Genomic DNA, 23,566 nt, shown 5'->3' with positions numbered 1-23,566 from the left:
CCTGGTTGTCGCTCTTCCCGATGAGCTAGTGGCGGTGTGGTGGCCCTTGCTGGAACGATACCAATGACCGGTCGATGGCGGAACAAACGTTCTCACCGACAGGCTATAGGGCCGGGAGCAAAATGATACACACCTGGAATTAACCATGCAAATTCAACGGGTAAAATCAGGCGCAGAGTGAAGGATCGGCAGGGGGGGGTAGGTCAGGGAAAGAATTGGCTGGCGTAAACGCCTGATACTAAATGGCACGCCCTGTAGGATTCGAACCTACGACCTACGGCTTAGAAGGCCGTTGCTCTATCCAACTGAGCTAAGGGCGCACGGAGAAGCGTGAACTTCGCGGTGGTGAAACGCGTGGAATTATACGGTCAATGGCAGGTGAGTCAATGCCTTTTCCCCGATCTGTATCGATAACGGCTAGCTGATTGTAAATAAGGCTGTTTTTTCAACATTTTCACTACATCCCACGTAGAATTTACCGCTGCGAAAAGGCTTAGCTGCTTTTAAGTAACGCCTGCTGTTTTCCTGTAGGCCACCTCGTCACACTGGTGCAAGGTATCCCGGCCGCCTGGAGGCTGACAGACAACAGGACAATGGAGTGACAGCGCAAAACCTGACCTATACGCCTCCCCGGCTAAAGCACATTTCTCATGATATCACCGGTATCAAACTTGAGCCCATCGTTGCCCTCGCCTCTTCGCACAGGATCGGCGTTGAGGTGCTCAGCGTTCTGTCACCCACGCTGCAAAGTGAAGATTTTTTCCGCGAACAATCGGCAGAACAGTCGCTTATGCTGCTGGAAGTGCAGCTTCGTGTGCTAAAAAACGTGGTCGCCTGTAACAATATTTTCATCAATCTGCCGATAACCGTACTCATGGTGCCAGAACTTTTTCAGCGTCTGCTGCAACTGCGAAGCCCGCCGCTGAATATAGAGATTGTCGACCCTGTCGACATTTTCACACTCTCCGATACACAGCGGCAAGTCCTGGCCCAGCGCCTGAAGCAGTTGACCATAAAGGGTCACCGCATCTGGCTGGATGACGTTGATGACAGCGTTGTCCAGCCCTTCTTATCCTGGCCACTGCCACTCAGCGGCATAAAAATCGACAAAGAAACCTTCTGGCGTATGCGCGCCACCCCTGCGCTGGGGGAACTGGTTTCCCGCTGTTTTCGGCTCGCCGGGAAGGTGCTTATCGAAGGTATTGAGACTGAACGGGATCGTTCCTGCGCACGCCAGGCAGGGGCGCAACTCGGCCAGGGATATTACTGGCCATCCTGGACATGGCCGGAGGATTAAACAGCCATCTCCAGGAGGGAGGCCATGGGAATGACAGTGCGCCGTTACCGTCGGCGTCGTACAGGAAGTGACGCACTGGGATTTACACGCTCGCCTTTTGCTCCCCCCTTCTTTGACCGACTCGAATTTTTGAGCCAGTCCACCAGCCTGACCCATAAAACTGACGCCCCGTTTATCATTCTGGTCACGGAAGATCATTACCTGCGCACCGGAATGCTGAACGGGAATTTCCCGCTAAGCTGTTGCTCTGACTATCCGGTGCTGGAAGATGCCTTAAGCGCGGTGAATCAGTGGCCCTCCGCGCGTCTGGTGGTCGATATCGACAGCCGCGCCACGGCTCTGATCGACAAACTGGATCAGCTAAGACGATATAGCCTCTACCCGCCTTTTCTTACCCCCCATCTACTTGTCAGGGCAGATGATTACGATACTCGCCTGTTCTGCAAAGCGGCGGGGCCCTTTCATGTACTTGAACGTCAGTTGCCCGCTGCGGCACTGCAGCAGTACTTGCGGGAAACAAAGCCGCCGCAAGGCTCGGTGAAAGAGTGGTTCACGCGCAACGAATGGCCCATACTGCAGGAACTTTCTCGCGGCAAAACGCTGCGTCAGATTGCCCTGATTCAAAACCACCCCTATAGCCGCATTATCTATCGTCTCGGCTGCATTTTGACCAAGCTGGGGTTAAACCACCGCCAGGAATTGCTGCACCTTCTTAATAATCTCTCAGAATGCACGTTTTGACTTAGGCATTAACCCGTTCATTCCTAAAGACCTTTAAGAAACAACCTACTATTTGTGTTAAATTTTCGTTTCAATTTAACATTTCATTCAAAATTACAACTATTCCTAATTCATCCACTTAAACCACGCGAAATATTACAGAAAACGGTAATAGCAGCACTTTCCTCCATCCGTTAAGCTCTCCAGGAGTCCGTTAAAAATATGATAATGATGTAAAAACAAGCAGTTTATCTGTACCGGCCAGGCGCGAGTGCAGGATACTGCAGCATATCCTGCTGCTCAGTTTAGCTTTTTTCCGCCGGTCGCCACGCGCTTTCAGTTGAAGGTTTTACCACCTGTTGTGCCGTTTTTTTGCGCTTGCTGTGAAAGCACCGCACCACTTTCCCCATCTCGTTTTGTTAACAATTAATTAACACAAAGTGATATATGTCATTTTTTGTTATTACATAAAGATGAAAAAATGTGGTAAATGGAATAGCAGGACATTTGCGCTAAATTTAAAATAATAGCGATTCAGATCCAGAAGATAATACAAAGCAATGGACCAGGATTAATTTACAGGGTTTTCGGAGAAAACTTACACGGTATAATAAGATGCGTTGCAAATATGAATAAGAAAAACCTTTTTGCCACACCAGCCAAATGAGATAACCGCGCTGAGGCATTAATTTACTCGCTACGTTAACAAGGATGCTTTCGCTCTTTCCAGGGAATTACTACCGTATAAGGATCACCATCTATATCCTTCCGGCATTTCGAGAGTTTGAACAAAACTCCGCATAACGCTTTTAACAATCTGAGGCATTAAAAATGAAACCGGCATCCGTTATCATTATGGACGAACACCCTATTGTCAGAATGTCGATAGAAGTCCTGCTACAGAAAAATAAAAATATCATAGTCAAACTCAAGTCTGGCGATAGCCATGAAGTGCTTGATTGTATTCGCAACCACCCCATCGATCTGGTTATCCTGGACATCGAACTGACGGGAACCGATGGATTTTCATTACTTAAGAGAATCAGAAACCTAAACAAAGACATCAAGGTTCTGTTCCTCTCGTCAAAATCAGAGTCGTTTTACGCGGGACGCGCCATTCGCGCAGGGGCCAATGGCTTTGTCAGCAAGCGAAAAGATTTGGGTGAGATCTACAACGCGGTGGAAATGATACTGATGGGCTATTCTTTTTTCCCGTCAGAAACGCTGAACTTTATAAATCATCTGGGCTCCGGGAAAGGTATCACGCCGGATATGCCATTATCGAATCGCGAAGTCACGGTGTTACGCTATCTGGCGAATGGATTATCCAATAAGGAGATTGCGGAGCAGTTGCTATTAAGCAACAAAACCATTAGCGCGCACAAATCCAATATTTATTCCAAGCTCGGCGTACAGAGCATTGTGGAATTAATAGATTACGCGAAGGCACACGAACTGCTATAAACTGAAATCACTCCCCGCAACTTAAGTGAGTTGCAGGGAGTGCGGTCAGCGCTAATTATAATTGATCATAAACGTGGCATCTGCATCAGCCCGTCCCGGCTGAGGGTTATCCGCTGTGGCAATATAATTGGCATAAAACGACAGTACCGCATTACCTTCTGCATCAACCGTCACCGGCTGGCTGGCCTGCTGAAGATCCAGCCGTGTTTTATCCGCATCGCGGATTTCCACGGCAACCTGACCCGCCGTACTGCCATCATTGAGCGCCAGCAAACCGCTGTCGCTGCCGTCTGCTTTCCCCGAAAACGTAATGGAGGCTGCGCCAGGAGGACAGCCGGTCAGCTTCAGCGTAAACGGCATGGGCTGCGTGCGGCTCCCCGTGGTTCTTAGCTGTTTGGTCGGCCAGGTGCCGAGCGTGACAACCTTATCGCTGTCATTGCCTTCGGCCACGCAGGTGAAATCGACGATGTTGCCGGACATCTCAATATTGATTTCCCCCAGCGCCGTGGCCGCCTGAGCGCCAGCGTGAAGCATCATCAGTACTCCCGCAGCAATGTACCTGCTCCAGTGTCCCATTGCTCCTCCTTAATCGTAATCCACGCGAAGATAGCCGCGCGAGGTGAAACGGCCCTCGGCAGGCTTGTTGCCCGTCACGCTCACAGGCCAGACCCGAATGCCGACCTGTGCCTGAGCGCTGTCATCCAGGCGGAACGGAATTTTGCTGGTGAGCGTGTTAGGCGTCAGCGGCGTGCCGCTTTCGTTAGCGACCACAAACCCCAGATCGGGATTATTAGAAACCAGCGCGTTACCAGATACTTTCTCCGCTTCGATACGCATCGTCAGATACGCATTGGCTTCAACGTTTGTGCATTTAATGGCAATGGTTTTGCTTTGAGGCGTAACCTTCTGCGGTCGATTTCCGGCACCGGCCTGGCTAAACAACGACGCACCAATATCGCCAAAATCAAACTCCACGACCTGGCCTGCGTTGATCGCACAGCTTTGCGGTACCTGAATCGTTCCGCTGTAGCTGATGGTATAGACCGGCGTATTAAGCGGATCGGCGGTTGTCGTCGTGACATAGACCCTGAACATGGTCTGCTGCGGGATCACCACCATATTGATAAAGCGCCGCGTTACCCTCAGACGGAAAACCAGCTTGGAATCGGTTACCGGAAAAGCCTTGTTATTCGGTACGTTGGGGTGCTGCCCCATCTGAATATAATTCGCGGGAGGGTAGAACGTGCCCGCAAAGTCATCGTGGATCTGCATGGCGCCGTCGAGGTACTCATTCAGCTTTACATATTTATAGCTGTCGATCACCGTGGTAATGGGCAAGTCGGTGACATAGCTGCGCATGGTGGATTTACCGGTTGTCCCGCGGGGACAAATGGCATTCACCCCCACCAGTCCAGATTTTTGCGCCAGGGTGACAATCTCCCCCGGCCTGTTGTTAGAGCTGTTAAACACGTTGGAGAGATCGTAGGAAATATCCTTCGCCACGCCGGTGGAGTTCTGGCACACCGTGGCCCATGTGGGCAGTGCGCTGCACAACACTGCCGCGCCAAATATGCTACGGATAATGGTCATGATTGGGTTCCTGTTAGCGTTCACAGCGTGCCCCCGCCAGCGTAATGGCCTGGTTCAGGCTTTCCGGTGGTAAGTGATAGCTTGCACGGCACTGGGACTGTTTTCCGTCGCCCCACTGGATAAGCAGCTCACCTTCCAGCGGCAGCCCGCTGAGGTAAATCTGCCCGTCATCCCCCACCATGCTGGTGACGCCGCTTTGCGTTTCACGCACTACAGCGCCAAACGGCACGGGCTGGTCGCCGCGCTTGACGGTCAGCAGAGCGCGCACGCCAATACGGGTATCGAAGCTGGCGCGCACCAGCGCCCCTTTGGTCGGCACCACGCTGCTCACGTTATTTTCGATGTCGGTGTTGTTGCTCATGGTATTGGTGTCCAACGCCACGCGGTTGTAGCGGTAGACGGTGGCATACGGCATCACCGCGTAGCCTCGCCAGTCGGTTTTCACCCCGGTCTGGTTTTCCACGCTCACCCCGGAGGCGCCCGGCGCTTTGATCAGCACGTTGGTGTCGCCCAGCGGCTGGCTGAAGGTCACCCCGTCTGAATGCCCCACCACGCCGCCGGAAAGCTGCCAGTTGAGATCGTGCTGGTCGCGGGCGTAGTTGTAGCCCACGCCCAGCGTACCGTAGGTCGCCTGCCAGTTGGCGCTGGCGCTGCCGCTTGCACCATTATTGCTGGCGTGCCCCTGCGTGACGCTGTAGTTCAGGTTGCGGTCTTCGAGCAGTGTTCCGCTCACACCGGTCTGCCAGCTGGTATCGCCGTCGCTGTTACGGCTGGCAGAAGCGGTAGCGTAGGCTCTGTCGATGGCGCTATCGCGGCGATAGCCGTTACGGGTAAACAGGCTGAACGGCACGGAGACGTTAAACGACGCAATTCGGTCCGTACCGTCGATCCCAACGGCCTTGTTCCACGACCAGGACACGGAGTAGTTGATCCCCTTCACGCCGCCCGCATAGCCCAGTTGATACCAGACGTTAGATTCGCTGGTGCCCCAATAGCTCTGCTGGCTACCGGAGAGGTAAACCGAGCCGTAGTCCCCCAGCGACTGGGAAATGTTGAGCTGGAAGCGCCCCTTTTTGTTCCACGTCAGGTTGTGATAACTCTGCACGTCCGGCACGCCGTCGTCGTCCTGACCTTCGCCATACTGGTAGCCTTCCATTGAGCGCCACGCCACATCGTCCAGTGTGTAGAACCCTTTGGTAGAGTAGCGATAGCCCAGCAGCTGGAAGTTGGTGCCGAAGCCGTTAAGGGATTTTGCGTAGAGGAAGCGCAGGGACTGCCCTTCATGGCGGCTGTCATCCGCGAGCTGGCTGCGGGCATGGGTGAGATCGAGCGAGACCGCCCCCCAGTCCCCGAGGTTTTTCCCGGCCCCGAGGGCAATCGCGGTATAGCGTGACGCCAGCTGCGTGCCGCCGTACAGCGTATAGCCGTCGGCCAGGCCGGTAATGAGCGTTCCCTGAGCGAAGAACGGCGTGTCCTGCTCGCTGTTGCCGCTGCGGTAATCCCCCGCCACCAGGTCATATTTCCAGCGTCCTTCACGCTGCAGCAACGGCACGGTGGAGTAAGGCACGGTGTAACGCTGCTGGCTGCCGTCCTTCTCTTCTACCGTTACCTCAAGATCGCCGCTTGATGAGGTTGGGTTAAGGTCGGTAATGGCAAACGCCCCAGGCTGGACATAGCTCTGGTAAATGACATAACCGTTCTGGCGTATCGCTACCTTGGCTGGCGTGCGGGCAATACCGCGCACGGTAGGCGCGTAGCCCTGCATGCTGTCCGGGTACATGCTGTCGGAGGAAAAGAGCCGCCCGCCCCGAAAGCCGACGCTGTCGAAAACATCGTTACCGGTATTGCTGTCGCCCAGCACCAGCTCGCTTTTCAGCGGAATGACGGTGCGCTGAGCCCAGGTGCCAATATTCTGCCAGTTGCTGTGACGCTGACCGTTACTTTGGGTGTAACGCCACGCGCCGTTATTGCGTAATCGCCAGGCACCATAGTTCAGCCCGCTCTGCAGGTTCAGGTAAGAGCTGTCGTCATCGCTGCCGCGGTTGCCGGTAAAGCTGTAATTCAACAGGGCGGCGGGAATGCCTTCATCCCACTGTTCAGGCGGAATGTAGCCCCGGGCGCTGTTTTGCATGGCCACCTGCGGCAGGCTCACGTTCAGGCGCAGTGACGCAAAGTTAAAGGCCGTTTCGCTGCCGGGAATAGCCGTCGTCATCGGAACGCAGGTCTCCCCCTGCACATTTGCCAGTTCCGGGAACGCCGCAATGTTGACGCCGAAACGGTCGAGCATCGCACGCGTAATGCACGGTGCTAACCCGCCCGCGACGGGTGGCGTGTTTTCGGCTTGTTCAAAACGCACGTCCTGCGTGCCGATAAACTCACCGTTGCGCCAGATGTCCACGCGATAGACGCCCGGTGCCTGCTGGTGTCCTTGTTCAAAACGCGACAAATCCGCCACGCTGGCGGCGTCGTCGGACAAAAAGGCCGGGTTGAAGTAGCTTTCGCTCCAGCCGGTGTGCGGCCAGAGCGTTGTCATCAATGCCAGTGCAACCGGGCAGTAACGCCATTGAGTGTTCATCGCCCTGACTCTGCTCACAGATTGACGCTACGCGCCGGAGTAATAGCGCCGTAATCATTGACGCTCTGCCAGGAGAGCGTGCCGCTGGCTGCGGTTGGCAGCACCTGCTGTGCGGAGTTTTTCGGCGCGACCATCAGGTTTTCCAGCGTCTGACCGCCAAGCTTCAGGTTGACCAGCGTGACGTAGTAGGGCGAAGCATTGCTCACCTTCAGGTGGTTCCCGACGCGCTCAAAGCGCAGCTGGGAGAGCGCCTCTTCCGGCGGCATCGACAGGTTAGCCGGGCGCACAAACAGCTTGATGCGTGACAGAATGGCCAGCTGCAGCACGTTATTGTTCTCTGTTTTCGCCTTACTCACTGACGGAATTGCCTTCACGTTCATGTAAAAAAGCGATTCGCGATCGGCGGGCAGGGTCGGCCCGGCATAAATAATGCGCAGTGTGTTTTCGCTGTCCGGCTCGCTCACAAACAGCGGCGGCGTGACGGCAAAGGTTTTTTCTTTTTGCCCGCTGGCGTTTTCAATCCACGCGTTAATTAAATAACGCTCCTGCTTGTTACTGTTGGTGATCGCCAGCGATGTCTGTTTTGCATCTGCCGGATAAATCACGCGCGTCGCGCCCAGCGCAATTCCGCCGGATGCATTTGCACAGGCAGAAACCATCATCAAAATAAAAGATAAAAACAGTCCGGGTTTAATCAGGGTGTTCATCACAACCGTACCTTTAATAATGTGTTCGCAGGCGTCAGGGATAAATCAACGTAAACCAGACATCCGACTGAATATTGCCTGGCACGAGGTGTTCGGAAATCGCCCGGTAGCGAGCGCTGAAATGAAACGCCAGCTCGCGGGTATCAATGGGCAACCAGCTGACCGCCGTGGCGTTCGGGATAATCTGACGTTGTTGTTCGTCGAAAAGCGCCAGACCAACGCCGCTGCTGACAGGAGCTTCACCTGGCCGCGATGTCGCCAGGAAAACCTGCGGATCTTCTGCAGGGGTTGCGCCCTGAAACTGGATCCCCACGGTACGAGAAACGTCCACGCTGCAGTCGAGCAGCCGTACGGTGAAAGGCACGTTTACCGTGGAAAAACTGCCGACGCCGGAAAATGAGTTGGTGCGGTACTGCCCCATATCCACGCGCATATTCTGGCTATCAGGCGCCACGGCGCAGCCGCCGTTGACCAGTTCCCCTCTCAGGTGAACCTTACCGCCGTCGATTACCACGGTATGTGCGTTTACCGCTGAGGCAATCGCAAGGGCAAAAAACAGTATCCCAGTCCTTGTCATCCTTCGTTCCCGGCATTAGCGATTAAAAGACCTCCTCCCTGAGGTCGACCACATCCCTGTACTCAGGCATTACTCGTATTTCATCACGAAGGTTGCGTCAGCGTTCGCCTGGCCTGGCTCGGTGGTCGCAGCAGTGGCTTTATAGCGCGCGGTGAAGTTCAGGGTGTTCGTGCCTTCAATCAGGTTCTGCGCGGCAGAGAAGGTGGCACCGTCTGGGGTCAGGACGCTGGATTTACTGTCGAGGATCTCGATACCCACGCCTTTCGCGGTGTTGTCGTTGCTGCCAGAGGTGACCGCCAGCAGGGTTTTATCCGTCGCGTCGATCTGACCGGTGAATGCCACTGCAGCGGTTTTCGCAACCAGCGGATCGCAATCGTTCAGTTCGATGGTGAACGGAATATTGGAGGTGGTGTCACCCACTTTGGTGAATTTCGCGGTACGGTACTGACCGAGATTAACCGTCTGCTCGGAAGAATCAGTATTTACTGAACACGCAGCATTCACTAATTCACCTTTGAAATGCACGGTTCCGCCATTAACGGAAACAGGCGTTGTGGTATCTTCTGCATGAGCGGCACCCGCGACCAGGGCCAAAGTTGCAATAACAGTAGAAGCAATGTTGCTGAGTTTCATGTCTATTCCTTTAAAATGTAAATAACCCTTCCCGCGGATAATCGGGAATAAGAAATACGTTCAATTGATTAATTGAAAGCTTATTTCGGAGGAGACAAAGTAGCTCAGGAAACTATTTTAAAATATGTCAAAACACTGCCATTTTACCAGGTCACATCCTATTCGCGCCTAGGAAATTGACCATACTTTCCACAAGGTTTTGCGGCCCCGTGATGAAATCTCGCAAAGGGTGACTGACAGCGGCGCTCGCTTCTGACAAAATATAGGCAATCCCCCCTTTCAAACGTTACAGACGGAATCTTCTCTCTGATGGCAGCAAAGATTATTGACGGTAAAACGATTGCGCAGCAGGTGCGCTCTGAGGTCGCTGAAAAAGTGAAGGCGCGTAAAGCCGCCGGAAAACGCGCCCCCGGGCTGGCCGTTGTGCTGGTTGGCAGCAACCCGGCATCGCAGATTTATGTCGGCAGCAAACGCAAAGCGTGTGAAGAGGTGGGGTTCGTCTCCCGCTCTTACGATTTGCCTGAAACCACCAGCGAAGCGGAACTGCTGGAACTTATTGACACCCTGAATGCCGATAACGAGATCGACGGCATTCTGGTACAGCTGCCGCTGCCTGCGGGCATCGACAACGTGAAGGTGCTGGAACGTATCGCACCGGACAAAGACGTGGACGGTTTCCATCCGTACAACGTGGGCCGCCTCTGCCAGCGCGCGCCGCGTCTGCGCCCGTGCACGCCACGCGGCATTGTGACGCTGCTGGAGCGCTATAACATCGACACCTACGGCCTGAACGCCGTGGTGATTGGCGCCTCTAACATCGTGGGCCGTCCGATGAGCATGGAGCTGCTGCTGGCGGGCTGCACCACCACCGTGACCCACCGCTTCACCAAAAACCTGCGTCACCACGTCGAAAATGCCGATCTGCTGATCGTCGCGGTCGGCAAGCCGGGCTTTATTCCGGGCGAGTGGATTAAAGAGGGTGCGATTGTTGTGGACGTGGGCATCAACCGTCTGGAAAGCGGCAAAGTGGTCGGCGACGTGGTGTACGAAGATGCCGCGGCGCGTGCCTCATACATTACGCCGGTCCCGGGCGGCGTGGGCCCGATGACCGTTGCAACACTGATTCAGAATACTTTGCAGGCATGCGAAGAGTACCACGACGTAGAGGAAGCATAAGATGGCCACATTTTCATTAGGCAAACACCCGCACGTAGAGCTGTGCGATCTGCTCAAGCTGGAAGGCTGGAGCGAGAGCGGTGCGCAGGCCAAAATCGTTATCGCCGACGGGCGAGTGAAAGTCGACGGTGCGGTGGAAACCCGCAAGCGCTGCAAGATTGTCGCGGGTCAGACCGTGAGCTTTGAAGGACAGAGCGTGACCGTTACGGCCTGAGCCGTTTGATGCCCTCACCCTAACCCTCTCCCACAGGGAGAGGGGATAAAAAATCCCCTCACACCCATCACGGTTATTTATCGATCAACTTCAAATAATCACTATTTCATCTGTTGAAAGGTGAGATTTCAGTTGCGCGTTTTTCACTCTTTCTCCACGATAAGTAGAACGTTCTACTAAAACGTTCTACTTACAATAACAGCGCCAAAAAAGCGCTACTCGGGGGAAATCAGCATGAGTCTGATATCAGGGTTTGTTAAATCGCTGTCTAAGTTATCGATGATTGGTCGCGCCTTAATGCTGCCAATTTCACTGCTTCCCGCTGCGGGCCTGCTGCTGGCCTTCGGCGATAAGTTCCACCTGCCGCTGATGATGAACGCGGGCGGGGTTATCTTTGATAACCTGCCGATGCTGTTTGCCATCGGCTCTGCCGTGGGTCTGGCGTCGGAGTCCGGCATCGCGGCGCTCTCTGCGGCAGTGTCGGTGTTTGTCACCAATATCACCATCAGCACCGTGCTAAGCATCACGCCGGAAATGGCCTCTCAGGGCGGGAAATACGCCATGGTGGTCGGCATCCCGACGCTGCAGATGGGCGTCTTCGGCGGCCTGATCTGCGGTATTCTCGCGGCCTGGTGCTATAACCGCTTCCACACCATGCAGCTGCCGGAGTTCCTCGGCTTCTTCTCCGGTAAACGTTTTGTGGCGATTGCGACGGCGTTACTGTCGTTCCTGCTCGGTCTGCTGCTGCCGTACGTGTGGCAGCATATCCAGGCCGGTATCGACGCCCTTTCCGTGGTGGTGAACGGCGACAACCAGGCGGCCTCGACCTTTATCTTCGGTCTGGTAGAGCGCGCGCTGATCCCGCTCGGTCTGCACCACATCTGGTATCCGTCCTTCTGGTATTCGTTCGGGGATTACACCACCCAGGCGGGCCAGGTGATCCACGGCGACCAGACCATCTGGTTCAAGATGCTGGAAGAAGGGGTGAAATCCTTCAGCAGCGACACCTACCAGAACGCAGGCAAGTTCATGCAGGGCGAGTTCCCGCTGATGCTGTTTGCGCTGCCCGCGGCATGCCTGGCGATGTACCACGAAGCGCACACGAAGAATAAGAAAATCGCGGCCGGTATTCTGTTCTCTGCGGCGCTGACCTGCTTCCTGACGGGTATTACGGAACCGGTTGAGTTCACCTTTATCTTCGTGGCGCCGATCCTGTACGTCTTCAACGCCATCATGGCGGGCCTTGCGTACATGACCATGTACCTGCTGCATGCGCACATCGCCAAGTCGTTCTCGGCAGGCTTTATCGACTACCTGTCTTTCGGGATCCTGCCGTCGTTTAACGGCTACCAGACCAACTTCCTGAGCGCCGTTATCATCGGTATCCCAATGGGGCTGATTTACTATTTTACCTTCCGCTTTGTGATCCGCCGTTTCGACGTGAAAACGCCGGGCCGTACCGAAGTGACCGCCAGTGCGAATGACAAGTCCGATTCCGAACTTGCCACCGAAATCATCAGCCTGCTGGGCGGCGCGCACAATATCGATTCGGTTGGCTCCTGTATCACCCGCCTGCGTCTGGAAGTGGCAAAAAGCGACGCGGTAGATAAAGACGGTCTTAACGGTCTCGGTGCGCGCGGCGTGGTCTTCGTCGGCGACAACGGTATACAGGTGATTTTCGGTGCCAGAGCACAGTTTATCGCCCAGACCATGTCCACCATGATCGGCAAATAATAAGATGCCTGAAAGACACGTCTCCTGTACGCTGGAAGACGTGTCTTATCTGGCTGATTATCGGTAAATTTCAGGGAGCGGTTTTGAAGAAAGTCAGCATCATTGATGTCGCAAAGCACGCGGGCGTGTCGGTCTCTACCGTTTCGCTGGTGCTACGCCAGAAAGGGAAAATCTCAGAGGCGACGATCGGGAAGGTCAATGCCGCCATCACGACGCTCGGCTATGTTCATAACGTCGCCGCTGCCAACCTTCGCGCCAACACCTCCAATCTTATCGGCCTGATCCTGCGCGACTTCAGCGACAGCTTTTCCATCAAGGTGATGGCAAGCATTGTTCAGGAACTGGAGAAGCAGGGATACATGGTTTTTCTCGGCCAGCCGCTGAACGACCGGGAACATCTGGAACGGACCCTGCTGTCGTTTAAGCAGCAGGGTGTCGCAGGTGTCATTTATCTCGCGTCTGACACCCGCACCTCTGCTCTGCCGGAGCAGATCCGCCAGTGTCCGCTGCCGCTGGTAGTGGTCTCGCAGTCCCTGCTCGATGAAAAATGCAATCTGGTGATGCGCGACAACCGCCAGGCCGCGAACCTGGCTGCGCGCTATCTTATCGAGCGCGGACACCGCACGATCGCCTATATTGGCGGACGCGAGGGCTGCCTTATCCGCGAGCAGCGCCTGCTCGGTTTTCGCAGCGCGATGACGCAAAGCGGACTGGTCTGGCGCGATGACTATTCACCGGCCTGCAGCGACGACACGCAGGCCGCCGCGATGGCGACTCGCCAGCTGCTGGAAAAAAATAACGCCATCACCGCCCTGCTCTGCCATTCGCCGGATGCCATGATCGGCTCTATCTCCGGCATTCATCAGGTGGGTCGCACCGTGGGGAAAGATGTGTTCTTAACTCAGCAGGTGGCGCTGATCGGTTTTGAAGATATGCTTCACGTTAACCTCACATCACCGTCATTCACCTACGTCTCCTCGGCCAGTGACGAAACCGGGCGTCAGGCCGCGGGGCTGATAATCCGCAAGCTGAAAGAGCCGGACTTGCAAACCCAGCGCATTACCCTCTCCGGGCAGCTTATCGCGCGCGAATCGGCGTAAAATCAGAATGTAGCACAGGTTTGCAAAAGCGAATTCGCTGCTATATTTCCATGATTTACCATGGATAATCGCAATGCCTACCGTTATTACGCACGCCGCTGTTCCGCTTTGCCTGGGCTTAGGTCTGGGAACTAAAGTCATCCCTCCCCGCCTGCTGTTTGCCGGTATCGTGCTCGCCATGCTGCCCGACGCTGACGTGCTGGCGTTTAAATTCGGCGTCGCCTACGGGAATATTCTTGGCCATCGCGGCTTTACCCACTCCCTGCTGTTCGCCTTTGTGGTGCCAATACTTTGCGTGCTGATTGGCCGACGATGGTTCCGGGCCAGCCTGACGCGCTGCTGGCTGTTTTTAACGGTGTCATTGCTGTCGCACAGCCTGCTGGATTCGATCACCACCGGCGGGAAAGGCGTCGGCTGGCTGTGGCCGTGGTCGGATGAACGTTTCTTTGCGCCGTGGCAGGTGATCAAGGTCGCGCCGTTTGCGCTGTCGCGCTACACCACGCCGTACGGGCATCAGGTCATTATCTCGGAACTGATGTGGGTGTGGCTACCGGGTGTGGTGCTGATGGGGTTGCTGTGGTGGAAACGGAGATAAAAGAAAAGCCGGGTGGCGGCTTCGCCTTACCCGGCCTACGTTCGTGGTTTTTGTAGGCCCGGTAAGCGAAGCGCCACCGGGCATTACAGACTTACTTACGGCGCCAGGTAGTCCCCTGCGGGCCGTCTTCCAGAATGATGCCCATCTCGGTCAGACGGTTACGCGCCGCATCCGCCGCCGCCCAGTCTTTCGCCTGACGCGCTTCCAGACGCGCTTTGATCAACGCTTCAATCTCCGCCACTTCGCCGTCGTCCGCCTGCGCGCCGCTCTGCAGGAACGCGTCCGGCTCTTGTTCCAGCAGGCCAAGCACGGAAGAGAGCTTACGCAGATGGGACGCCAGCGCATTCGCCGCGGCCATATCTTCTGACTTCAGGCGGTTCACTTCGCGCGCCATGTCGAACAGCACGGAGTAGGCTTCCGGGGTGTTGAAGTCGTCGTTCATCACCTCAACGAAGCGCGCTTCGAACGCCTCACCGCCTGCCGCAGGAACAGACCTGTCGGTACCGCGCAGCGCGGTGTACAGACGCTCCAGCGCCGAGCGCGCCTGTTTCAGGTTCTCTTCGCTGTAGTTCAGCTGGCTGCGATAGTGGCCGGACATCAGGAAGTAGCGCACGGTTTCCGCGTCGTAGTACTTCAGCACGTCGCGCACGGTGAAGAAGTTGCCCAGCGATTTCGACATCTTCTCGCGGTCAACCATTACCATCCCGGAGTGCATCCAGTAGTTAACGTACTCGCCGCCATGGGCGCAGGTGGACTGCGCGATTTCGTTTTCGTGGTGCGGGAACATCAGGTCTGAACCGCCGCCGTGAATGTCGAAATGTTTGCCCAGCTGTTTGCAGTTCATTGCAGAACATTCAATGTGCCAGCCCGGACGGCCTTCGCCCCACGGAGATGGCCAGCTTGGTTCACCCTCTTTGGACATTTTCCACAGCACGAAGTCCATCGGGTTACGCTTCACGTCAACCACGTCAACGCGCGCGCCGGCCTGGAGCTGGTCCAGATCCTGACGGGAAAGCGCGCCGTAGGTTGGGTCCGTCGGCACGGAGAACATCACGTCGCCGTTTTCTGCCACATAGGCGTGACCGCGCGCGATCAGCTTCTCGGTGATGTCGATAATTTCATGAATATGGTGGGTCGCACGCGGCTCGCTGTCCGGACGCAAAATGTTTAAGGCGTCGAAATCTTTGTGCATTTCAACGATCATACGGTCCACCAGCGCCACAAAGCTTTCGCCGTTTTCATTAGCGCGCTTGATGATTTTGTCGTCGATATCGGTGATGTTGCGCACGTACTTCAGCGTATAGCCCAGGAAGCGCAGGTAGCGGGACACCACGTCGAAAGAGACGAAGGTACGGCCATGGCCGATGTGACAGAGATCGTAAACCGTAATACCACACACGTACATGCCGACTTCCCCGGCATGGATAGGTTTAAATTCCTCTTTTTGGCGCGTCATTGTATTAAAGATTTTTAACATCGAAGATTCCATGTAAACACGTGTGTGGACGAAAACCGGGTATTCTACCCGTAATTCAAACCCGAAGCAGCACACAATGCAAGGTGATCGCATCCTGTGGTTATGCTATAACAAGCCCCTATAGATGACCCGAACGCGGGTCGACGTACCACAATAACGGAACAGGATGCAAAAATGGTTACTTTCCACACTAATCATGGCGATATCGTAATCAAGACCTTTGATGACAAAGCGCCTGAAACAGTTAAAAACTTCCTGGACTACTGCCGCGAAGGTTTCTACAACAACACCATTTTCCACCGCGTGATCAACGGCTTTATGATCCAGGGCGGCGGTTTTGAACCTGGCATGAACCAGAAAGAGACCAAAGAAGCGATCAAAAACGAAGCGAACAACGGTCTGAAAAACACCCGCGGTACGCTGGCGATGGCCCGTACTCAGGCACCACACTCTGCAACCGCGCAGTTCTTCATCAACGTGGCTGACAACGACTTCCTGAACTTCTCCGGCGAAAGCCTGCAGGGTTGGGGCTACTGCGTCTTCGCAGAAGTGGTTGAAGGTATGGACGTGGTTGACAAGATCAAAGCCGTCTCTACTGGCCGCAGCGGTATGCACCAGGACGTTCCTAAAGAAGACGTTGTGATTACAAGCGTGACCGTCAGCGAGTAATTCGTGGCGACACTCTTTATTGCGGATCTGCATCTGCAAACGGAAGAACCGGCGATCACCGCCGGTTTTCTGCGTTTTTTACGCGGTGAAGCCAAAAGCGCCGATGCGCTGTACATCCTGGGCGATCTGTTTGAAGCCTGGATTGGCGACGACGATCCTAACCCGCTGCATCGTGAAATGGCCTCGGCCATTAAAACGCTGGTGGATTCCGGCGTCCCCTGCTACTTCATTCACGGCAACCGTGATTTCCTGATAGGCCAGCGCTACGCCCGCGAAAGCGGCATGACGCTGCTGCCGGAAGAGCAGGTGCTCGACTTGTATGGCCGCAACGTCCTGATCATGCACGGCGACACGCTCTGCACTGACGATACCGGCTACCTGGCGTTTCGCGCTAAGGTCCATACACCGTGGATCCAGACGCTATTCCTCGCCCTGCCGCTGTTTATCCGCAACCGCATCGCCGCAAGAATGCGCGCGGGCAGCAAGGCCGCCAACAGCAGCAAATCCATGACCATCATGGACGTGAACCCGCAGGCGGTCGTGAACGTGATGGAGAAACATCACGTCCAGTGGCTTATACACGGCCATACCCATCGCCCTGATGTCCACACGCTGGTCGCCAACGGCGAACCTGCCCATCGCGTGGTATTAGGTGCCTGGCACGCCGAAGGCTCCATGGTCAAAGTCACGCCTGAGGGCGTAGAGCTGATCGCGTTTCCGTTTTAATCCCTTCTCACAATTCATTCTATTTTTTTGAATAATATCGGCAAATTGTTTCGATTTTAATCAGCCCGTGGTCGGCCTATTATTTATCACATCAGGGCAAAACGCCCTATTCCAGACAAAATACTTAAGGAACACGACCATGAAATCCATCAAAACTTTCGTTGCAGTTGCTGCCCTCTCCCTGGTTTCTTTCGGTTCTTTCGCGCAGAGCGTGAGCGCAACCGCTTCTACCCTTGACCGCGCAGAAGCGAAAATTGCCGCGCAGGCCGCCGAACAGGGTGCCTCTTATAAAATTACGAGCGCGAAGGTCGACAACCGCGTTTACATGACCGCACAACTGACTAAATAATCGTTGCCGATTGACGAAAACAGACCGCCAGATCGCGGTCTGTTTTGTTATGAATTGATGGCAACAACGGCTCAAGATTTAACCGCGCAACCGTTTTCCTTGCCCGTATAACATGCTATTCTCTGTGCCCTCGAAAGCAGTGTGTTTCGCACCACAGGAGTTTTAAGACGCATGTCTTCCCGCAATAATCCGGCGCGTGTCGCCATCGTGATGGGGTCCAAAAGCGACTGGGCTACCATGCAGTTCGCCGCCGAAATCTTTGACATCCTGAATGTTCCGCACCACGTCGAAGTGGTCTCCGCGCACCGTACCCCGGACAAACTGTTCAGCTTCGCCGAAAGCGCCGAAGAGAATGGCTACGAGGTGATTATTGCCGGTGCGGGCGGCGCAGCACATCTGCCGGGCATGATTGCCGCCAAAACCCTGGTGCCGGTGCTGGGCGTCCCGGTACAAAGCGCCGCGTTAAGCGGCGTGGATAGCCTCTACTCCATTGTCCAGATGCCGCGTGGTATTCCGGTCGGTACGCTGGCGATTGGCAAAGCGGGTGCGGCAAACGCAGCCCTGCTTGCAGCCCAAATCCTGGCGACTCACGATAAAGATCTGCACCAGCGTCTGGCCGAATGGCGTAAAGCCCAGACCGACGAGGTGCTGGATAACCCGGACCCGCGGGGTGCGGCATGAAGCAAGTTTGCGTTCTCGGTAACGGCCAGTTAGGCCGCATGCTGCGTCAGGCCGGTGAACCGCTGGGTATTGCCGTCTGGCCCGTCGGGCTGGATGCTGAACCTGAAGCCGTACCGTTCCACCAGAGCGTGATCACCGCCGAGATCGAACGCTGGCCGGAAACCGCGCTGACCCGCGAGCTGGCGCGTCATAACGCCTTCGTTAACCGCGACGTGTTCCCTGTCATCGCCGACCGTCTGACGCAAAAGCAGCTGTTTGACAAGCTCGGCCTGGCAACCGCACCGTGGCAGCTCCTGTCCGATAAAAGCGAGTGGAATGACGTCTTCGCGATGCTGGGCGAGCTGGCGATCGTGAAGCGCCGCGTGGGCGGTTACGACGGCCGCGGCCAGTGGCGTTTACGCGCAGACGACACCGCCGAGTTGCCGGACGACTGCTACGGCGAGTGCATCGTTGAGCAGGGCATTAACTTCAGCGGTGAAGTGTCCCTGGTGGGCGCGCGCGGGCATGACGGGCACACCGTTTTTTACCCGCTAACGCATAACCTGCATCAGGACGGCATTCTGCGCACCAGCGTCGCCTTCCCACACGCCAATGCTGACCAGCAGGCGCAGGCGGAAGAGATGCTCTCAGCCATCATGCACGAACTGGGCTATGTCGGCGTGATAGCGATGGAGTGCTTTATCACCCCGTCCGGCCTGCTGATTAACGAGCTGGCACCGCGCGTGCACAACAGCGGCCACTGGACGCAAAACGGCGCGTCCATCAGCCAGTTCGAGCTGCACCTGCGCGCGATCACCGACCTGCCGCTGCCGCAGCCGGTGGTGAACAGCCCGTCGGTGATGATCAACCTGATCGGCACCGATCTGAACTACGACTGGCTGAAGCTGCCGCTGGTGCATCTGCACTGGTATGACAAAGAGGTTCGCGCAGGCCGTAAGGTCGGTCACCTGAACCTAAACGACAGTGATACCGATCGCCTGAGCGCCACGCTGGAGGCGATGATCCCTCTCCTGCCGCCGGAATACGCGAGCGGAATTGTCTGGGCACAGTCAAAGCTCAAGTAAGACATCTACGCCGGGGAGTTGACCTTCCCCTTCCCCGGCGTACAATCCCCGCCCATTGCTGCTGAGTTTTCTTCTGGAATAACCATGAACGATGGAACGGACTATCGCGCGATCCTCGCGTCTGATACCCCTTTAATCGACGTTCGCGCGCCGATCGAATTCGCCCAGGGCGCGATGCCTGCGGCGTTTAACCTGCCTTTAATGAACGATGACGAGCGCGCCGCCGTCGGCACCTGCTATAAACGTCAGGGACCGGACGCCGCACTGGCGCTCGGCCATAGCCTGGTGAACGGCGAGACGCGTGACGCGCGTATCAACGCCTGGCGCGAGGCCAGCCTTGCCTATCCTGAGGGCTATCTCTGCTGCGCGCGCGGCGGCCAGCGCTCGCATATCTCACAGGCCTGGCTGAAAGAGGCGGGAGTCGACTACCCGCTGATCCGCGGCGGCTATAAGGCCCTGCGTCAGACGGCGATTCAGGTGACCATCGAGCAGTCACAAAAGCCGATGGTGCTTATCGGCGGCTGCACCGGAAACGGTAAAACCCTGCTGGTGAAGCAGCACGCACAGGGTATCGATCTGGAAGGGCTGGCGCACCACCGCGGTTCGTCGTTTGGCCGCACGCTCACGCCGCAGCTTTCCCAGGCCAGCTTCGAAAACCACCTTGCGGTTGAGCTGTTGAAAAAAGACGCCTCTCGCTGGGTGCTGGAAGACGAGGGCCGGATGATTGGCTCCAACCACCTGCCGGAGTGCCTGCGCGACCGCATGGTTGAAGCCCCTATCGTTGTCGTCGAAGACCCGTTTGAAATTCGTCTTGAACGTCTGCGCGAAGAGTATTTCGACCATATGTGGGCGGATTTTTCTGCTGCCTACGGCGAAGAAGCGGGCTGGAAGGAATATAGCGAGTATCTGCATCACGGCCTGTTCGCCATTCGCCGCCGTCTGGGGCTGCAGCGGTATGCAGAATTCACCGCGCTGTTAGATTCCGCGCTGTTGGAACAGCAACGCTCTGGCAGCACGGACGCGCACTTCAGCTGGCTTGTACCGCTCCTGAACGACTATTACGACCCGATGTACGGTTATCAGCTGGAGAAGAATGCGGAGAAGATTGTGTATCGCGGGACGTACGGCGAGGTCGCTGACTGGCTTAATCGCTAAAACAAAGTCAGGTGGCGAGGGAAAAGCAAAACGGCAACCAGGGTTGCCGTTTTTAATGTTTGTTCCCTCTCCCCGTGGGAGAGGGTCAGGGTGAGGGCATCAGACCGCACCCTACATGACGGCTTAGAAGTCGTAGCGCAGACGCACCAGGTTCATGTCGCCCAGGTTGTCGGTGCTGGAGGTGAACACGTGTTCGTAATCCACGCGGAAACCGTAGTCCAGCTGGAAGCTGATACCCACGCCGTTATCGATGCGCTGGTAGTTACGACCGTTCACGTACTCAATGCGGTCGCCCATGAAGTAAGGCTGGATGGATTTAACCGCATACTGACCGATTGGGAACTTGTAGCCCGCAAAGTATTCAATACCCCATGCATCACCGGCGAAGTAGTCGTTAACCGACACTTTTTTGGTGGTCAGGAAGTTCTGGTACCAGCCGCCGCCCGCGGAGAAGGTCCAGTTGTCCGGCGTCCAGCTCAGCGCGGTACCGAGAATGTTCTGGTCATAGGTTTTGCTGTCGCCGTTGTCCGGGTTACGCATGTCCGCACGAGTGTAGTTCCACGCGGCGCCCCAGATCAGATCGGTGGTCAGGTGATAATCCAGACCCAGTGAACCGCCGCCTTTACGCTTGTAGCGCAGGCCGTTGCCCGGCAGGTATTCGCTGTCTTCAAACAGGTAAGATGCGTAGATGTCAGCATCGCCCACGGTTTTCTTATATTTCAGCATCTGGCGTGAACGATAAGAACCGTCGTAATCGCCGTTGATGCCGTTGCCCGGTGCCTGGCCGATCATGTCGTAGTCCCAGATATCGGTTTTCGCGCCAACCACATCATAGTAAACGCTGTTCTGTTGACCGAAGGTCAGCGTACCCCAGGTGTCGCTCTTCAGACCGGTATAGAGCATACGACGGGACGTGTCGTGCGCACCCTCGGCGTAGTGGTTATCCCAGTTGAACTGCGCCGGAATGTTCACACCCAGCTCGTAGTAGCTGATCCAACTGATGTCATCAAACAGATAGTAATCTGCTGCGAAACGGAAACGGGTGCCGCCGTCGAAGCCGTTACGCTTATAGCTGTTTTTACCGTCGTCGCCGGTCATGTTCTGGAACTGAGGACGAATACTGCCACCAACGGTGAAGTTCAGACGGCTCAGCGGGTTACCTGCCTGTGGGTCTTGCTTAAGAACGGTGATTTCCGCCTGAGAAGCGAAGGTAGTCAATGCCACTGCCGCGCCGATCGTTGCCGCCAGCGCTGATTTTTTTATAGTCATTATTTTTCCTTAATAGACACGCTGCTAAATATTTAGCGGATGAATATTAACTGGAAATAAACGGGCTGTGTCGGCGGGTTTTTAATGTTTTGTGCTACTAAACAGGTGCTTATTATCGCTTTGTGCTATTAAGTGTTTACGCACCAGCATATACACCGGTGCGCAATCATCACGGATGTGAACTAACTGGCAAACTGGCGGAACAGCGCCTTGCCTTTTAATAACCGCGTGCCAAGCCAGCCGCCACAGAGTGAAAGCAGCACTGCGCCGCAGAGGGGGAGCGTCAACCACAGCCGCCAGTCAGGCTCCCACGGGAAGTCGAACACCTTTGTCTGGAGCACCGCCAGCGCGGTCTCCGCGCCTATCGCCGCCACCAGACCGGCCACCAGCCCCAGCAGAGCAAATTCACTCCAGAGCGTGGCGCGCAGCAGCCGCTTGCTTGCCCCCAGCGTGCGGTAAACCACCAGCTCCTGATTACGCTGACGCATGCCCACCTGCACCTGCGCCAGCAACAGCAGCACGCCGCAGATCGTCACCAGCACCACCATGACTTCCAGCGCGCGACTCACCTGCTCCAGCACCTGCCCCACCTGCTTCAGGATCGCGCCGATGTCCAGCAGGCTGACCGTCGGGAACTCCCGGTTAAGCTGGGTCAGCATGCCGTTGCCGTTTTCCCAGCGGAAGCTGGTGAGCCAGCTCTGCGGCTGACCGTCCAGCGCACCTGCCGGGAAGATGAAGAAGAAGTTTGGTCGCAGGCTCTCCCAGTCCACCTTGCGCAGGCTGGTGACTTTGGCGCTGAAGTCCTGCGTATCGCCGGTAAACGTCACGCGGTCCCCGAGCTTCACGTTCAGGCGCGTCGCCAGCCCCTCTTCCATCGACACCTCCCCCGCTTTTGGCGGCCAGGTTCCGGCGGTAATCGGGTTATGGTCAGGACGTTTATCCTGCCAGGTCAGGTTCAGCTCGCGGTTAAGGGACTCATCTTTATTTCCTTCCGTCGGCTGGCCGTTGATCTGCGTCAGGCGCGCGCGAACGATGGGATAGAACGACTCAGGAATAATGTGGTGCTCCGACAGGAAGCCCTTCAGTGGCGTCACCTGTTCCGGGGCAATGTTGATCAGGAAATAGTTCGGGCTTTCTGGCGGAAGCTGCTGCTGCCAGCGATCAAGCAGATCGCCACGCAGCACTAAAAGCAGCGCAAGCAGCATAAACGACAGCGAAAACGCCGACAGCTGGCTGAGCGTGGACCACGGCTGATGCAGCAGACGGTTGACCGCCAGCCGCACGGGCAGCGATTTCACCGTCAGCTTTCTCAGCACGTTGAGCAACAGCCAGCCGAGCACGCCGCACAGCAGCGCCAGCACCACGGCCCCCGCCAGTACGGCCCACAACAGCGTGCTGCCCCCCATCAGCCAGGCCAGCAGCCCAACCGCCACGGCAAAAATGATCGGCAGATAAAACTTCAGCGGCCAGACGCTGGCAACCACGTCCTGACGCAGCACCCGCAGCGGCTGCGTCGCGAGCAGCAGCCGGTACGGGCGTAGCCCTACCAGCAGCGAAATCACCGTCATCGCGCCGATTGCCCATAGCCACGGCCAGAGGCTGGCGGGCGGCAGCGCGGCAGGGAGTACCGGCTTTAGCAGCACCATCAGCAGCTTCTCAAACAGCAGCCCGATGGCCCCGCCGGTGATGGCAGACAGCGCCAGCACCATCAGCCACTGGCCGACGATCAGCTTGCGCAGCTGCGCCCGGCCCGCGCCGAGGGTTTTGAGGATCGCCACCAGGTCGTAGCGGCTG

Annotated in this window: 23 protein-coding genes and 1 tRNA gene; 14 read left to right on the top strand and 10 right to left on the bottom strand. The window is 56.1% G+C overall.

All coding sequences use genetic code 11. The annotated features are described in order from the left end of the window. Positions 1-243: 243 nt before the first annotated feature. Positions 244-320, bottom strand: a tRNA-Arg gene (locus ENTMO_RS0106395). A 278-nt stretch (positions 321-598) separates the two neighbouring features. Between ENTMO_RS0106395 and ENTMO_RS0106390 the strand changes: the two genes are divergently transcribed. From ENTMO_RS0106390 to fimZ, 3 genes are all read left to right on the top strand, one after another. Continuing rightward, on the top strand, positions 599-1,297 hold the full coding sequence (locus tag ENTMO_RS0106390) for an EAL domain-containing protein (RefSeq protein WP_010428275.1): 699 nt from the start codon (positions 599-601) through the stop codon (positions 1,295-1,297). Between the two features lie 24 nt (positions 1,298-1,321). Further along, complete coding sequence (locus ENTMO_RS0106385; RefSeq protein WP_010428273.1) at positions 1,322-2,038, top strand: helix-turn-helix transcriptional regulator; 717 nt, start codon at positions 1,322-1,324, stop codon at positions 2,036-2,038. A gap of 810 nt (positions 2,039-2,848) precedes the next feature. Further along, the gene (fimZ, locus tag ENTMO_RS0106380; RefSeq protein ID WP_010428271.1) at positions 2,849-3,481 is read left to right on the top strand and encodes a fimbria biosynthesis transcriptional regulator FimZ; all 633 of its coding nucleotides are present in this window, start codon (positions 2,849-2,851) and stop codon (positions 3,479-3,481) included. A 51-nt stretch (positions 3,482-3,532) separates the two neighbouring features. Here fimZ and sfmF read toward each other — a convergent pair whose 3' ends face one another. The 6 genes from sfmF to fimA all read right to left on the bottom strand — a co-directional run bounded on the left by sfmF (position 3,533) and on the right by fimA (position 9,563). Next, positions 3,533-4,057, bottom strand: coding sequence for a fimbria assembly protein (sfmF, locus tag ENTMO_RS0106375; protein WP_010428269.1), 525 nt, complete (start codon positions 4,055-4,057; stop codon positions 3,533-3,535). 9 nt (positions 4,058-4,066) lie between these two features. Next, entirely contained in the window at positions 4,067-5,071 is a 1,005-nt protein-coding gene (gene fimH / locus ENTMO_RS0106370) for a type 1 fimbria D-mannose specific adhesin FimH (RefSeq protein WP_010428267.1), read from the bottom strand. Between the two features lie 13 nt (positions 5,072-5,084). Beyond that, the gene (locus tag ENTMO_RS0106365; RefSeq protein WP_010428265.1) at positions 5,085-7,646 is read right to left on the bottom strand and encodes a fimbrial biogenesis usher protein; all 2,562 of its coding nucleotides are present in this window, start codon (positions 7,644-7,646) and stop codon (positions 5,085-5,087) included. A gap of 14 nt (positions 7,647-7,660) precedes the next feature. Continuing rightward, the gene (gene fimC, locus ENTMO_RS0106360) at positions 7,661-8,353 is read right to left on the bottom strand and encodes a type 1 fimbria chaperone FimC (protein ID WP_010428263.1); all 693 of its coding nucleotides are present in this window, start codon (positions 8,351-8,353) and stop codon (positions 7,661-7,663) included. A 34-nt stretch (positions 8,354-8,387) separates the two neighbouring features. Beyond that, complete coding sequence (gene fimI, locus ENTMO_RS0106355; RefSeq protein ID WP_010428261.1) at positions 8,388-8,930, bottom strand: type 1 fimbrial protein subunit FimI; 543 nt, start codon at positions 8,928-8,930, stop codon at positions 8,388-8,390. A 69-nt stretch (positions 8,931-8,999) separates the two neighbouring features. After that, positions 9,000-9,563 (bottom strand): type 1 fimbrial major subunit FimA, encoded by a 564-nt coding sequence (gene fimA, locus ENTMO_RS0106350; protein WP_010428258.1) that lies wholly within the window; start codon positions 9,561-9,563, stop codon positions 9,000-9,002. A gap of 309 nt (positions 9,564-9,872) precedes the next feature. Here fimA and folD point away from each other — a divergent pair, with 309 nt between their 5' ends. The 5 genes from folD to ENTMO_RS0106325 all read left to right on the top strand — a co-directional run bounded on the left by folD (position 9,873) and on the right by ENTMO_RS0106325 (position 14,382). Further along, positions 9,873-10,739, top strand: coding sequence for a bifunctional methylenetetrahydrofolate dehydrogenase/methenyltetrahydrofolate cyclohydrolase FolD (gene folD, locus ENTMO_RS0106345; protein ID WP_010428257.1), 867 nt, complete (start codon positions 9,873-9,875; stop codon positions 10,737-10,739). 1 nt (position 10,740) lies between these two features. Next, on the top strand, positions 10,741-10,953 hold the full coding sequence (gene ybcJ, locus ENTMO_RS0106340; protein WP_010428256.1) for a ribosome-associated protein YbcJ: 213 nt from the start codon (positions 10,741-10,743) through the stop codon (positions 10,951-10,953). A gap of 234 nt (positions 10,954-11,187) precedes the next feature. Beyond that, positions 11,188-12,687, top strand: a complete 1,500-nt coding sequence (locus tag ENTMO_RS0106335) for a PTS transporter subunit EIIC (protein ID WP_010428255.1) — start codon at positions 11,188-11,190, stop codon at positions 12,685-12,687. 83 nt (positions 12,688-12,770) lie between these two features. Next, a complete protein-coding gene (malI, locus tag ENTMO_RS0106330; RefSeq protein ID WP_010428250.1) occupies positions 12,771-13,787 on the top strand; it encodes a Mal regulon transcriptional regulator MalI in 1,017 nt (338 codons plus the stop codon). A gap of 73 nt (positions 13,788-13,860) precedes the next feature. Beyond that, entirely contained in the window at positions 13,861-14,382 is a 522-nt protein-coding gene (locus ENTMO_RS0106325) for a metal-dependent hydrolase (RefSeq protein WP_010428249.1), read from the top strand. Between the two features lie 91 nt (positions 14,383-14,473). Here ENTMO_RS0106325 and cysS read toward each other — a convergent pair whose 3' ends face one another. Beyond that, the gene (gene cysS, locus ENTMO_RS0106320; RefSeq protein WP_010428248.1) at positions 14,474-15,859 is read right to left on the bottom strand and encodes a cysteine--tRNA ligase; all 1,386 of its coding nucleotides are present in this window, start codon (positions 15,857-15,859) and stop codon (positions 14,474-14,476) included. Between the two features lie 174 nt (positions 15,860-16,033). Between cysS and ppiB the strand changes: the two genes are divergently transcribed. From ppiB to mnmH, 6 genes are all read left to right on the top strand, one after another. Further along, positions 16,034-16,528 carry a peptidylprolyl isomerase B gene (gene ppiB / locus ENTMO_RS0106315; protein WP_010428247.1) on the top strand — a complete coding sequence of 165 codons (495 nt, stop codon included), beginning with the start codon at positions 16,034-16,036 and terminating at the stop codon, positions 16,526-16,528. 3 nt (positions 16,529-16,531) lie between these two features. After that, a complete protein-coding gene (gene lpxH, locus ENTMO_RS0106310; RefSeq protein ID WP_010428246.1) occupies positions 16,532-17,254 on the top strand; it encodes a UDP-2,3-diacylglucosamine diphosphatase in 723 nt (240 codons plus the stop codon). Positions 17,255-17,393: 139 nt separating this feature from the next. After that, positions 17,394-17,603 (top strand): YdgH/BhsA/McbA-like domain containing protein, encoded by a 210-nt coding sequence (locus ENTMO_RS0106305; protein ID WP_010428245.1) that lies wholly within the window; start codon positions 17,394-17,396, stop codon positions 17,601-17,603. Positions 17,604-17,774: 171 nt separating this feature from the next. Further along, on the top strand, positions 17,775-18,284 hold the full coding sequence (gene purE, locus ENTMO_RS0106300; protein ID WP_010428244.1) for a 5-(carboxyamino)imidazole ribonucleotide mutase: 510 nt from the start codon (positions 17,775-17,777) through the stop codon (positions 18,282-18,284). Further along, a complete protein-coding gene (gene purK / locus ENTMO_RS0106295) occupies positions 18,281-19,348 on the top strand; it encodes a 5-(carboxyamino)imidazole ribonucleotide synthase (RefSeq protein ID WP_010428243.1) in 1,068 nt (355 codons plus the stop codon). Before purE ends, purK begins: the two co-directional genes overlap by 4 nt. 84 nt (positions 19,349-19,432) lie before the next feature. Further along, a complete protein-coding gene (gene mnmH, locus ENTMO_RS0106290; RefSeq protein ID WP_010428242.1) occupies positions 19,433-20,503 on the top strand; it encodes a tRNA 2-selenouridine(34) synthase MnmH in 1,071 nt (356 codons plus the stop codon). A 123-nt stretch (positions 20,504-20,626) separates the two neighbouring features. Here the strand turns inward: mnmH and ENTMO_RS0106285 are convergent, their stop codons facing one another. Together ENTMO_RS0106285 and ENTMO_RS23900 are read right to left on the bottom strand one after the other, a co-directional pair. Then, positions 20,627-21,772, bottom strand: a complete 1,146-nt coding sequence (locus ENTMO_RS0106285; RefSeq protein ID WP_010428241.1) for a porin — start codon at positions 21,770-21,772, stop codon at positions 20,627-20,629. Positions 21,773-21,954: 182 nt separating this feature from the next. Next, positions 21,955-23,566: ABC transporter permease (locus ENTMO_RS23900; RefSeq protein WP_010428239.1), on the bottom strand; the 1,612-nt coding region annotated here is incomplete at its 5' end.

This window comes from Enterobacter mori LMG 25706 (assembly GCF_000211415.1).
Lineage (GTDB): Bacteria > Pseudomonadota > Gammaproteobacteria > Enterobacterales > Enterobacteriaceae > Enterobacter > Enterobacter mori.
This window is presented reverse-complemented; position numbering and strand designations above follow the sequence as displayed.